This is a genomic window from Paenibacillus sp. LPE1-1-1.1 (genome assembly GCF_040676435.1).
Lineage (GTDB): Bacteria > Bacillota > Bacilli > Paenibacillales > Paenibacillaceae > Pristimantibacillus.
The window spans coordinates 1,366,938-1,380,191 of sequence record NZ_JBEGHY010000001.1 but is presented as its reverse complement, the minus strand read 5'-3'; the positions used below and the strand labels follow the sequence as shown (position 1 = coordinate 1,380,191).

Sequence of the window (13,254 nt, the reverse complement as noted above, 5' to 3'; positions counted from 1 at the left end):
TTTAGGCCAAAAAGCTGATAGTCCTGCAAGACCGAGAAAATATGAAGGAGGATAAATATATGGGGATTAAGTTCAAATATAATGGGGTCCTATTGATTGTTTTTCTTATCCTTGTTATCAGTTTGTTTGCCGGCTGCTCGAGCAGCAATGGGAATACGAATCAATCCGCGGAAACAAGCGGAAACACCCCTGCGACGGAAAATGGCGCAGCGGATGCGAAGGAAAAGGTTACGATCAAGTTTTCCGGATGGGGCGAGCCGAATGAGAAAAAGCTTTACGAAGAGCTAATCAAAAATTTCGAGAGCGAAAATCCGGATATTAAGGTGCAATATATCCATATTCCAGCAGATTATGCTGGCAAAATGAATACTGTCTTGGCAGGCGGGAATGCGCCGGATGTGTTCTATGCAGGAGACGGCGACATTGCCCGCTGGATTAAGCTTGGCGTAATCAAAAACATTCAACAGCAAGTAACCGATACAAGCTTCGATTTGAGCGACATGTACGAATCCGCTGTTTCTCGGTATCGGTACGACGGTATGAAAATGGGCACCGGCGATTTGTATGCGCTTCCAATGGATGTGGCGGGCACTGTGCTTTATTACAATAAACAATTGTTCGATGAAGCCGGCGTTGCTTACCCGAGCTCCGAATCGCCGATGACTTTCGACCAGCTGGTCGAGGTCGGCAAAAAGCTTACCAAGGATACGAACGGTGACGGCAAGCCGGATCAGTACGGCATGGGTCCTGCATGGTGGGAAGGCTTTGTGTGGGGCAACGGCGGACAAATATTGAGCGATGATCGCAAGGAGTTTGTTCTAAACGGAGATCAAGCAGTCGAAGCGCTTCAATTTGCCGCTGACATGCGAAATGTGCATGGCATTAGTCCGGATGCGCGGGCGCTGCAAGCAATGAATGACGGACAAATGTTTGAAACCGGCAAGCTTGCGATGATGATTGGAGGAAGATGGTCCGTTCCCGTATTCCGTCAATTGAAATTTGATTGGGACGTCGCTCCGATTCCGGCTAACGGAAAATGGAGCGGATGGAGCGCATCAACCGGCTATGCGGTTTACGGCAAGACAAAATATCCCGATCAGGCATTTAAATTTACTGCCTATTTGGCTGGCGAGGAAGCTAATCGGATCCGCAGCGAGCAAGGCTTAACGATGCCGGTATACAAAACGATGGCTAATTCAGAGGTGTTTTTGACACTTGGCGAGAAGCCGGAACATGCGGAAGTTTTTCTTAAGGCGGTCGAGAATGAACTGCCGGGACCTTGGACTTACGTACCGAATAACAAGTGGTGGGACATCGTTAACCAAAATTTAGGCCAGATGTGGGAAGGCAAGAAGTCGGCGAAAGAATTAATGGACCAGATCAAGCCGGACGTCGAAAAGGCGCTTCGCGAAGGGAATCCGGAATTGTTCCAGTAACGCAGACGAGGGGAGAGGGAGATCCTCTCCTCTTTGAAGAAAGAGGGGAAACTTCATGATGAACAGCTACATGGAAGTCCATGAACAGCAAAGAGCTGCCGCTAACGGCAAGCGCCGGTTTAAGAAGGAATACCTTTGGGCTTATTTATTTGTTGCCGCGCCGATCATCGGTTTTATGATCTTTGGTTTCATCCCGATTTGTTATTCGGTTTATATCAGCTTCACCAAGTTTGACGGCTTCTCGGCGCCGGATTTCAACGGGATGGACAATTACCGTCAGCTGTTCGAAGACCCTCTTATGCGGAAAACGACCATTAATACGTTCTACGCGGCTCTAGGCATTCCGATCGGAATGGCTCTATCGCTCGGCATTGCGATGGCTTTGAATCAGAAAATCGCTGGAATCAACTTTTTTCGAACGGCGTTCTTTCTGCCCGCCATCAGCTCAGTCGTCGCTTTGACTCTGTTATGGAAATGGGTGTTTAATTCAGATTTTGGCATTCTGAACCAGTTGTTGGCTTTAGTCGGCATCCATGGACCTGCTTGGCTAAATGAGGAAGCATGGGCAATGCCGGCAATGATCATTCAGGGCGTGTGGGGAGGCCTCGGCTTCAATATGGTGCTGTATCTGGCCGCGCTGCAGGGAGTGCCATCCACTTTATATGAAGCGGCTGAAATGGACGGCGCCGGCGGCTTTCAGAAATTTCGTTACATTACGGTTCCGGGAATATCTCCTACCACTTTCTTTATTATCGTGACGTCGATCATCGGAGCGCTGCAGGACTTCGTAAGGTTCCGGATCATGACCGGCGGCGGACCTAATTTCTCAACCATGACCGCCGTTTACTATTTGTTCGAGAACGCCTTCCGTTATATGAACATGGGATTCGCATCTGCGATGGCATGGGTACTCGGCATTGTGATCATGATCATTACCTTGTTTAACTTCTACCTGTCCCGGCGCTGGGTGCATTATGAATGAGGAGGGATACCATGTCGGCTGGTACGCTAAGCCCGGTGCATCAAAAACGAAAGAATCGTGATCCTTTCAAGAAAACGGCGGCCTATCTCTTCCTTGTTGCAGGAGCGCACATGATGGCGATTCCTTTTCTATGGATGCTGTCCACCTCGCTAAAGGAGCCTGGCGTTGTATTCGAAATGCCTCCTAAATGGATTCCGACTAAAGTCATTTGGGACAATTACAAGCTGGTATTAACGGAGTCCGATCTTCCCGGGGGCTTTATCAATACGTTGGCGGTCACCTTGCCGCCTACGATCGTCGGGTTGTTCGCAAGCGCTATTGCGGCTTACGCATTCGGACGAATGGACTTCCCCGGGAAAAATGCGCTGTTTATAGCTCTGCTCGCAACGATGATGATTCCAGGCGTTGTGCTGATGGTGCCTTCCTTTATTTTGTACAAATATTTAGGCTGGATCGACAGCTGGAAGCCGCTAATCATTCCCGGCATGTTCGGAGCAGCAGGGACGGTCTTCTTCCTCAGGCAATTTATGAAGACGATTCCGAGCGAGCTGGAGGATGCGGCCAAAATTGACGGCCTGAATCCATTTGGCATTTTTATTCGCATTATGGTGCCGCTCTCGAAGCCGGCTCTCGCCACTCAAGCCATCTTCGGTTTTCTTGGCGGCTATAACGATTACATGGGACCGCTTATTTATTTGAATTCTCCCGAGAAATATACGCTTCAATTAGTGCTGGCAACGTTTCAAGACGCGTACAACGCCGAGTGGACGCTGATTATGGCCGGGTCGGTCCTCGCGCTCATCCCGACTGTCATTCTGTTTTTTTTCGCCCAGAAATATTTCGTAGAAGGCATAACGATGACCGGCATGAAAGGTTAAATTGGCAAAAAGGGGTTTTTAGGTGATCATGATGACTAAAAAGTACGTTCGTTATAGCTCTGCCGCTATTATAATCTGCGCTGCGGCTGTGCTTGTCTTTTTCATCTATGGATGGGTACAGCCCGCTTCCACTGAGTCAGTCATGTATAAAAACCCGGTATTTGAGCCCGTCCTTGCTGACCCCTCCGTACTGCGTGCCGATGACGGCTACGTATATGCTTACGGCACCGAGGATGATTGGGGAGACGGAGAGGGCGGGCGAGTCGTGCCTGTCATTCGTTCTAAGGATATGGCGAAATGGGAATATATCAGCGAAGCCTTCCGGATAAAGCCCGCCTGGAAGAACGGCGGCGTTTGGGCGCCTGACGTTGTCCGATATAAAGATAAATATTATATGTACTACACGTTATCGGTTTGGGGTGATCAGAATCCAGGCATCGGCGTCGCGGTCTCCGATTCTCCCGCAGGGCCATTCGAAGATAAGGGAAAGCTGTTCGTAAGCGAGGAGATGGACGCCTATTCCATCGACGCGGCGTTTTTTCTCGATGAGGGTACTCCCTATTTATTTTTCGGTGGCATAACATCGGGCATATTCGGCGTGCAGCTATCCGATGACGGGCTCGAGGTAGCCTCAGAGAAATTTCAAATTTCCGGTACGGGTTATGAAGCCCCCTATATTATCAAGAGAGAAGGCTACTATTATTTCTTCGGCTCCGCGGGTGCCTGCTGCGAAGGGGCCGACAGCACGTATCGCGTAGGAGTTGCCCGAGCGGAATCGCTTAAAGGGCCGTATTTGAATCGTGCAGGGGACGATATTTTATTCGCAGAAGGCGACACCATATTAGCGGGTTATTTTCTGACTGATCAGGATCACCCCTTCGCCGGACCGGGCCACAATGCGGTTATTACCGATGACGACGGTACGGACTGGATCGTCTACCATGCGATTGACGTGAATTATCCTAAGTTCGGACACGGGGCGACGCGGCGCCCGTTAATGATCGATGAACTCGTTTGGACGGAAGGCTGGCCCTCCGTAAACGGAATGACCCCAAGCTTTAAAGTGAAGCAAGGCCCTGCTTTCGGCGGATAACGCTGGAAGCAGTTTTTTTTAGCGAATGCCCAAGATTAAAGGAGTGGAGGATTCATGGTGAATCAAATAAGAAGACGATTGGCGATATTCGTTGTAATCGGGATTATTGCGGCTCTTACGGTAATGATCACAATCGGAATCCTGTCTCGGCAAGGCCATGCAGGCGAGCCATACGGATTAGCTGCGATGAGCAGCTTTGAACGCCTTCCCTATTTGCAGCCGTACACTCTTGCCGGAGGCGCGTCCAGCTACGATCGGAGCGAAGGTAACTTCGATGGTTTCGGAGAAAGCAATTTTCTTTATCTGGATAAGCATGGCGATAAAGTCATGCTCGATTTGAAGGGGCCGGGTACGATATACCGAATGTGGTTTACCGGATTTAATCCCGTAGATGCCACCATCAAAATTTATTTTGACGGAGAAGTTGACCCTCGTGTGGACATGCCGCTTCGCGATTTGCTATCGGGGACGAACGAGCCTTTTCTCTCTCCGCTAGTTGTCGACGATACGGCATCCAGCGGCGGCTTTGTCTGTTATTTGCCGCTGCCGTTCTCCGAATCCGTCAAAGTAACGACTAACGGAATAGGCGACAGCTTCTTTTATAATATCGGTTACCATACCTACACTCCAGACACCGCTGTCATGACCTGGGACGGGAAGGAAGACAGCGCTGAGGTGAACGGAATATGGAGCGCTGCCGGAAAGAATCCTTTCAGCGAGGACGGGACGACAGCCGAGACGGGATCTATCGACATCGATGGGGGGAAAGAACAGGTCCTGCTGCGAATCGAAGGTCAGCGCGCCATTTCCTCCCTAAAGCTGAATATTCCGGGCGTAACGCCGGCTACGGGCAATGGGGCTGTGCTGAACGAGATCAGATTACGCCTATATTGGGACGGAGAAGAGACTCCCGCCGTTGATGCGCCGCTGGGATCTTTTTTTGCGCTGGGACCATTCGGGGCATTCGGCACAAAAGCACTTCCGGTTGGTATGGACGATACGGGCACGATGTACGCGTATTTCCCGATGCCGTTTGAGAAGGAAGCGCGGTTGGAGCTCGTTAATACAGGGACGGAGTCGGTCAAAGATGTTTCGTTCGAACTCCGGCATCGGCCGTTTTCAGGGTCTTTCCGGCAGATGGGATATTTCAAAACCCGATTTTCCGAGCAGCAAGCGGAAGCTTATGACGGTAAAGATCTGCCCGTGCTCGAGGAAGAGGGAGCAGGTAAGTTTATTGGCGTCGTTCAGTCACTGAACTCCGAATTGAATCAAGGTCCGGTTGATCGCTGGCATTTGGAAGGCGATGAGAAGGTGTATGTCGATGGCAGTCAAAGTCCGGCTATACACGGCACGGGGACAGAGGACTTTTATAACGGAGGCTGGTATTTCAATAAAGGATTGTTTACGCAGCCCTTGGCCGGCTACACTGCATTTCGAATCGAAAATAATAGAGACTCTGCTACGATGTACCGGTTTCTTACGCATGACGCCATTCCTTTCCGCGATGGAATACGAGTCATGCTGGAGCATGGCGCCTTCAATGACGTTACGGAACAGGTGTGGCTGCTTGCCTTTTATTATCATAATCCGCGCAGTCAATTGGTCTTGTCGGATACGCTTGATGTGGGGAACGAAGAAAGCGAGCAAAGCCATGCCTATGAGATTACGGAGACTTATTGGCAAGGCTCAAGCCTTTATCAGTATGAAGGAGCGCAAAACAATGATCTGGTCACGGATAACGGCCGTGCGCATACCGGTTACAGCTCATTCACGCTCGATCTCCAGCCTGGGAACGAGGGAGCCTTGCTGCGAAGACGCTTTGATCAAACCGTAGAAAACCAATCCGCTTCGGTGTATGTCGATAATGATTTTGTAGGGATATGGTACAAAGCAGGAGGCAATGGGACTCATAACTGGCGGGACGAAGACTTTATTATTCCAGCGTCTTACACGAGAGGGAAGCGCAGTATTCGGCTAAAGGTGGAATACATCGATTCGGCGGTAGCATGGAATGAGTATCGTTACAGCCTATTCTCGTTAATCCCATAAGATGGATGCATTGGACTTTCGTTGGGAAATAGGCTATCATACTATCGATCAAATTAATAGAGTGATAGATTTGCTCTAATAGGGAGAGGGATAGCGTGAGGCTTCGGGGAAAAACGGTTACGCTTATTGGAATATTGCTGTTTTTTATGATAGGGACTTCTTTGCAGGCGTTTGCTTATGATGCGCAGTTGAAATTATATCGGGATGTGCCGGAGAAGGATTGGGCAGCGGAATCGATCTATCGGTTAGTTGCAATGGGTGTCGTAACGGGATACGAGGACGGTACATATCGCCCCAATGCGGCACTGACGAGAGAGGCATTTGTTAAGCTATTAGTAGAATCCGTTAAGCCGGCAGTGGAGAAAGAGAAAACGTCCGCTCTTTCTGACGTAGCGAAGGAGCGCTGGTCCTACGGCACGATTAAGCAAGCCTATGACGCCGGATGGTTGGATTTATTCGTTCAGAATGGCAAGTTTAATCCGACCCAAAGCATAAAGCGGGAGGAAGTAGCGGCATTGACCGCCTTTGCGCTGCTGCAGGACAAATCCGCCGAGGAGAAGCAGCAGTGGCTGGAATCGGGCTGGGTAGAGGCTGGCAAGCAAGCGGCTTACGGAGATCGGGATCAGATCGATCCCAAGTTGGCTCCTTATGTCATGAGAGCTTACTCGGATTCTATCATGAAAGGGGACAATAAAGGGCTGTTCCTTCCCAAAAAAGCGCTGACGCGCCGCGAAGCCGCGGTTATGGTCGATCGCTTGATCGGCTTCCGCAGCGAGGGCCATCAGCTTGAAATTTCCGCTTTCTATGCGGAAGCAGGGCCATACAAGAAACAAGAGCGCTTTGCCGATACGGACGAGCTGATCTTCGATTGGGCAAAGCTGAACTACCAAGGAAACGGCATGGCAAACGTCACCTTTGCGCCGCCGAGCGGCTGGGAGCAGACGCTTGCTGCGGCCGAGGCCAGCGGTTCGGAAAAAACACTGATGGTTTTCGGGAATACGACGCTTCAAAAGCTTGGCGAATTCGTTGTCGATGCGGAAGCCCGCAAAGCTTTTGTTTCATCTCTCGGCGAGATTCTAGCAAATCCGGTGTACGGATTTGACCGTGTTGCCGTCGATTTCGAGGGTCTCGTTCCTGCTTCCTCCAAAGATTCGTTCACTAGCTTGATCCGTGAGATTAAGGCTGAATTAAGCAGCGAGACCAAGTTAACCGTTGCTGTCCCGCCATCCTATTACTATGCCGGTTATGATTACAAACAAATCGGGGAGCTGGCTGACGAGGTCGTGCTGATGGCTTATGAATTCACCCATGCGGAAAGCGGGCTGCCGTCTGCGCCGCTTACGCTGGTAGGAGATTCCGTACGGGATGCGCTGTCGCATATTCCTGCTGATAAGCTTCTGCTCGGCATATCGAAGCAGGCTAACCAATGGACGACGAAGGCGGACGGTACCGTGGAATTTTTCCGCTCTCCTTCCATTGCCGCGGTAGAAACCCGGATTGCGAATCCGGATACGACATCGGTCATGCAGCTGCCGTACTTTTTGAACCGGGTGACCTTTACGGATGCAAGAGGCTCGCATTTGCTTTGGTACGAAAACGCGCAAAGCATTCAAGCAAAGCTGCGTTTAGCGAAAGAGATGGGGCTGCGGGGCGTTGCCTTATGGCAGATCAATCAGCTTACAGATGAGGATTGGAGCTTGATCTCCTCCTTTAATCAATAGAACGCGACGAAAAATAGGACATGGCAGCTGAGACGGCTGCTTTGTCCTATTTTTATTTTCGAAGGATCTTAGATTTATACCCCTATATCTTAGTTTCTTCCATCGTCAGCAAATAGCTGCGCTCTTATAATCATAGTAGAACTTGGCTTGTTATGAATAAGCTGAGCGATATTCTGAAGGCGTGAGACTGGTCTCCTTGCGAAAAAACTTCGTAAAATGATTCGTTTCTTTAAATCCGGTTTGATCTGCTATTTCTTTGATGCTGAGGGAAGTGGACGTTAAAAGCTGCTTGGCGCGGTCGGTGCGTTTGCGGCTGACGTATTTAAGCGGCGGTATGCCGAAATGCTTTTTGAAATAGGCGCTAAAATAGTTCGGATGCAGATGGAGGGACTCCGCCATTTGGTCGATGCTAATGCCCGTATGAAGACGGCTGTCTACATATTGCTGGATAATGTTTAAGCGGTTCATTTCCTCAGATCGGTGCTGGAGCACCTGAATGGGAACGGATTCCAGGAAACGGCTTGCGATTTCCAGAAGCAGCGCCTTCTCGCGAAGCCGGGCTACAATCGTGTGCTGCTCATGCCAGCCGATCAGCTCCTCAAACAAGGCGGTCATGTGAGCGGAATCCTCAATATTAAGGCACAAAGGTACGCCAATCCATTGGAATAGGTCGAAGGGACCCGCAAGGATGCTGAAATGGCACCAATATTTTAAGTAAGGACGTTCATTTAAAGCAGAAAATGATACCCGGGAGTGGGCCGGCGTCAAAAATAATTGACCTGGCTTCGGATAATAATCGTCATTGCCGATTCGAATCCAGCCCTCGCCTTCGCAAATGTAATACAGCTTATTGTATTCGGGCGTGGAATTGGTTTCACCCCAGCTCATGGATACCTGTGTCTTATGCGCAATAATTAACTGCAGCTGCAGCGATTGGAGCAAATCGGATAACGCGTGTTGTTCGCTTTTTCTAATCATCTCGTGCACCGCCATCCGGTGGTTTTAATAGGGATATTACCATAGTAATAGATTTCTGAAGCAAATAAAAGTTTGATAGATGAAAAGGAGATTAGAGAATGACTGTGAATGCAGAAAATCGGTTGTGGTACAAACAGCCTGCCTCCATTTGGGAGGAGGCTTTGCCCGTAGGTAACGGCAAGCTGGGCGGCATGGTGTTCGGAGATACGGAGCGCGAACGAATTGCGCTGAATGAAGACAGCGTCTGGTACGGCGGACCGCGTGACCGGAATAATCCGGATGCTCTTAGTCATTTGGAGCGTATTCGCAAGCTTCTGAGAGAGGGACAGCTGCGGGAAGCTCATGATTTGTCGGCGATGGCGCTCTCAGGTGTGCCCGAGACCCAGCGCCATTATATGCCGCTTGGCGATTTGCAGCTGTCATTTCGATACGATGCGGAGCATGAGGTTAAGGCGTACAGCCGCGATCTGGATCTAAGCAGCGGAATCGCGGCGGTTACTTATAGCAAAGGGGAGACGACTTACTTCCGTGAAACGTTCGCCAGTTTTCCGGATGAGGTGCTCGTTACACGGTTGACAGCCGATAAGCCAGGCCAAATTAGCTTTACGGCAAGGCTGCTGCGCGGAAGTAATCGATACTATGATGAATTGGTAAAAGTTGACGAGAGCATGATTCTCATGCGCGGGGAATGCGGAGGTTCGGGAGGCTCGGACTTCCGTATGGCTTTGCGCGCGGTTGCCGAAGGCGGCTCTGTCTCTATTATCGGCGAGCATCTCGTAGTAGAGGGCGCAGATCGTGTGACGCTTCTATTAACTGCAGCCACATCGTTCCGGCATGTCGACCCTGAAGCCTACGTTATTCGCACGGGAAAAAATGTGGCAATGTCTAATTATGAAACCTTAAGAACGCGTCATGTCGAAGATTTCACTGCGCTATCCGAGCGGGTACAGCTTCGTATTAAAGGCGACGACAGCTTCCCAAGCCTTATTGTTCCAACGGATGAGCGGTTAAAGCTTGTTCAGGAGGGGAAGGAAGATGCGGGACTGATGGCGTTATATTATCAGTTCGGCCGTTATCTGCTCATATCGAGCAGCCGGCCGGGCTCGCTGGCCGCAAATCTTCAAGGCATATGGAACGATAAAATGCTTCCGCCTTGGGATAGCAAATATACCATTAATATTAATGCGCAAATGAATTATTGGCCGGCAGAAGCGGGCAACTTGGCGGAATGCCATGAGCCGTTGTTCGAGCTGATCGAACGGATGCGCGAGCCGGGGAGAGTAACCGCAAAAGCAATGTATGATTGCGGAGGTTTTGTCGCTCACCACAATACCGATATTTGGGGAGACACTGCGCCGCAGGATATTTATTTGCCGGCATCTTATTGGACGCTAGGCGCGGCATGGCTTTGCCTTCATTTGTGGGAGCATTACGAGTATGGGCTGGACCGGTCTTTTCTGGAGAGAATCTATCCGACCTTGAAAGAATCGGCGCAGTTTTTCGTGGAGTTTTTGACGGAAACAGAGGATGGCCTGCTGGTGTTAAATCCTTCCGTGTCACCTGAGAATACGTATATATTGCCAAAGGGTGAATCGGGTACGCTCTGCATTGGCGCCTCGATGGACAGCCAGATTCTATACGAGCTGTTCACGGCCTGCGCAGAGGCGGCAAAGGTGCTCGGCATTGCGCCATCGGAGCAGCAGCAATGGGAGCAATTTAGGGCTCGCCTGCCGGAGCCCGCGATTGGCAGGCACGGTCAAATCCAAGAGTGGATGGAGGATTACGAGGAAGCGGAGCCTGGACATCGCCATATCTCGCATCTCTTCGCGCTTCATCCCGGTAAGCGGTTCACTGTAAGAGAGACACCGGAATGGGCAGCGGCAGCCAGGGTAACGCTTGAACGCAGATTGGCGAGCGGCGGCGGCCATACGGGCTGGAGCCGAGCGTGGATTATTAATTTCTGGGCAAGGCTTGAGGACGGCGAAAAGGCGTACGAGAACATACAAGCGCTGCTGGGCCATTCGACGCTCCCGAATCTGTTCGATAACCATCCGCCTTTCCAAATTGACGGCAACTTCGGCGGTGCAGCGGGCATATCGGAGATGCTGCTTCAATGTCACGCAGGGGGAATTCATCTGCTGCCGGCTTTGCCTGCTGCATGGGCAGAAGGCGAAATATCCGGCCTTCGAGCTAGAGGCGGCTTCGAAGTGGATATCCGTTGGTCCGGCGGGAAGCTGCAAGAAGCGCGCATTCGTTCGAGCGCAGAAAACCTCTGCTCCGTATTGACCGATTATGCGCTTGTCATTACGAGTGATGGAGCAGAAGTACAGGGCGCAGTCACTAAGGATGGGCTGACGGCTTGGACGGCATCTTCCGGAAGCGAGTATGTGCTTACCGTTCAAAATTAAATGATTTTTTGTCGGCATAGGATAAATGAGAGAAAGGGGTGTTTCAAAAGGTCTGAAGACCCGTGAGACACCCCCTTTCTTATGAAGACAAACCGTTCTTTGGTGATTGAATGGAGGTACCGCCAAGACGAATGCGAAAGGTGGCGATTTAAGCTAAAGCATGATGGGATTGCTGCGGAAACGCGGATGATTGCTATTTTCGATTGCTGCTGCAATGCGGACGATTGCTATTAGGTGAAATAGGATTCACAATTTAAATGTTCTTAGAAAAGTTTGGACGACCGGTATTGCTGGGCTAAGAGTAATAAAAGTTAGGGTAGAGTACTACAGTGTAGTTTCTGCAGTGTATGCTCCAAAAAAACGTTGGATCGAGGCGTACATTGTAGTTTCTGCAACGGGAGGGCGTATTTCCGAACGGATAGGAATGAGTGGCGTCCATTCTGCTGCAGTAAATACATTGTAGCTAAAATAAAGAGTCGTATTCCGCCATTCTGCTGTAGAAACTGCACTGTAGCGGATTGGTTACTGCATTGTACCGGACCGGCTCACGGCTAAGCAGATGCTCATAGGTCGGGATTAGCACTAAGCGAATGAAAAGGGACTGTCCCAAAGGTCTAAAATGACCTCAGGGACTGCCCTGTACCGAAAATCAATTCATTATCGGGTTGATTGAACCCGAAAGTGTTTTTGGTCAAATAAAAAATAACGGGGGATTCCAGCGTTTCCTGCTTCGCGGCTTGCCAAAGGTAAGCCTAGAGTTCGGGTGGCTTTCACTTGCCCATAATCTGCTTAAACATGAAACAATAGATCAAAATAGAAAAATGGCGCTACAGGAATAAAACCCTGTACCGCCATTTTTCATGTTAATATCCATTTCTGATCCTAGCGAGCTATCTCACTAGCGAGCTTACCCCTTTTTTTACTAATGGGAATCTAGAAAATGCCTGAATCAACGTCATCATCTAAGTCGAAATTTGCTATTAATCTGGATTTATTTTACTAGGATTGAGACACTTTCATTTTTTCAATAGCTTTCAGAGTTTGAGATTTTATGAGGGGGAATGGTATCATGCACTATCAATTTAATCGAGAGTGGCTGATTCATAAGTTTGAAGAAATCAGAAGACGAATACTAAAAGCCGTGGATCAGCTTGATGATGAGCAATTGAATTGGCGGCCTGACGAAACGAGCCACAGTATATCCATGCTGATTAAGCATATTGAAGGTAATATGCTGGAGCGCATTGTTAAGAGGTATTGCATGAAGAGATCGTACGTGACCGTGAGAATGAGCTCAAGGAAACCTTCCTGAGCCAATTGGAGCTGAAAGCCATCATACAGAATCGATTTCAGTTAGCGATTGATACAATCAAGAGCATTACCGACGAGAGATTGAATGAGAAACAGCTGGTAAGAAGCCGCGAGCGGACAAACCTGGACATGCTGCATCAGTGCGCCGCGCATTACTCCGAGCTTTCCAGACTGCCTGCTGCGGTATTGGACCCTCGGAGAAATGGTAACGGCTGTTGCTGCCTCTGGACTTGTATTGGAGCAGCTTGCCGAAGAGCCGAGAAACGATCCGAATACCCATCTTCCGGGAAGCTTTACGATTGTCGCGAATAAATTCAGAGTGGATCGGGTTTGATCATGGTGAGACAGGCGCGCTGCATTGTTTCATACCCCATAGTTATGGGATAATTACTAAGGTA

General features: G+C 49.8%; 10 protein-coding genes and 2 pseudogenes. 11 read left to right on the top strand and 1 reads right to left on the bottom strand.

Annotated elements, in window-relative coordinates; translation table 11 throughout:
* Positions 1-59 precede the first annotated feature (59 nt).
* From MRBLPE1_RS06010 to MRBLPE1_RS05985, 6 genes are all read left to right on the top strand, one after another.
* Complete coding sequence (locus MRBLPE1_RS06010; protein ID WP_364142780.1) at positions 60-1,436, top strand: ABC transporter substrate-binding protein; 1,377 nt, start codon at positions 60-62, stop codon at positions 1,434-1,436.
* A 55-nt stretch (positions 1,437-1,491) separates the two neighbouring features.
* Complete coding sequence (locus tag MRBLPE1_RS06005) at positions 1,492-2,418, top strand: carbohydrate ABC transporter permease (protein WP_364142777.1); 927 nt, start codon at positions 1,492-1,494, stop codon at positions 2,416-2,418.
* A gap of 11 nt (positions 2,419-2,429) precedes the next feature.
* Complete coding sequence (locus MRBLPE1_RS06000; RefSeq protein WP_364142774.1) at positions 2,430-3,296, top strand: carbohydrate ABC transporter permease; 867 nt, start codon at positions 2,430-2,432, stop codon at positions 3,294-3,296.
* 28 nt (positions 3,297-3,324) lie between these two features.
* Positions 3,325-4,389: a family 43 glycosylhydrolase gene (locus MRBLPE1_RS05995; protein WP_364142772.1), complete on the top strand. Its 1,065-nt coding sequence runs from the start codon at positions 3,325-3,327 to the stop codon at positions 4,387-4,389.
* Between the two features lie 54 nt (positions 4,390-4,443).
* Positions 4,444-6,438 (top strand): glycoside hydrolase family 172 protein, encoded by a 1,995-nt coding sequence (locus tag MRBLPE1_RS05990; RefSeq protein ID WP_364142770.1) that lies wholly within the window; start codon positions 4,444-4,446, stop codon positions 6,436-6,438.
* Positions 6,439-6,533: 95 nt separating this feature from the next.
* Complete coding sequence (locus tag MRBLPE1_RS05985; RefSeq protein ID WP_364142767.1) at positions 6,534-8,159, top strand: glycosyl hydrolase family 18 protein; 1,626 nt, start codon at positions 6,534-6,536, stop codon at positions 8,157-8,159.
* A gap of 150 nt (positions 8,160-8,309) precedes the next feature.
* Here the strand turns inward: MRBLPE1_RS05985 and MRBLPE1_RS05980 are convergent, their stop codons facing one another.
* Positions 8,310-9,137 carry a helix-turn-helix domain-containing protein gene (locus MRBLPE1_RS05980; protein ID WP_364142764.1) on the bottom strand — a complete coding sequence of 276 codons (828 nt, stop codon included), beginning with the start codon at positions 9,135-9,137 and terminating at the stop codon, positions 8,310-8,312.
* Between the two features lie 98 nt (positions 9,138-9,235).
* On the opposite strand from MRBLPE1_RS05980, the gene MRBLPE1_RS05975 reads away from it, so the two are divergent.
* From MRBLPE1_RS05975 to MRBLPE1_RS05955, 5 genes and pseudogenes are all read left to right on the top strand, one after another.
* Complete coding sequence (locus tag MRBLPE1_RS05975; protein ID WP_364142761.1) at positions 9,236-11,545, top strand: glycoside hydrolase family 95 protein; 2,310 nt, start codon at positions 9,236-9,238, stop codon at positions 11,543-11,545.
* A gap of 671 nt (positions 11,546-12,216) precedes the next feature.
* Positions 12,217-12,384: pseudogene (locus MRBLPE1_RS05970) on the top strand (transposase); the annotation flags it as partial.
* A gap of 230 nt (positions 12,385-12,614) precedes the next feature.
* Complete coding sequence (locus MRBLPE1_RS05965) at positions 12,615-12,857, top strand: DUF1572 family protein (protein ID WP_364142759.1); 243 nt, start codon at positions 12,615-12,617, stop codon at positions 12,855-12,857.
* Positions 12,803-12,955: pseudogene (locus MRBLPE1_RS05960) on the top strand (hypothetical protein); the annotation flags it as partial. The gene MRBLPE1_RS05965 and the pseudogene MRBLPE1_RS05960, both read left to right, overlap by 55 nt.
* 103 nt (positions 12,956-13,058) lie before the next feature.
* The gene (locus tag MRBLPE1_RS05955) at positions 13,059-13,190 is read left to right on the top strand and encodes a hypothetical protein (RefSeq protein WP_364144605.1); all 132 of its coding nucleotides are present in this window, start codon (positions 13,059-13,061) and stop codon (positions 13,188-13,190) included.
* Positions 13,191-13,254: the final 64 nt, after the last annotated feature.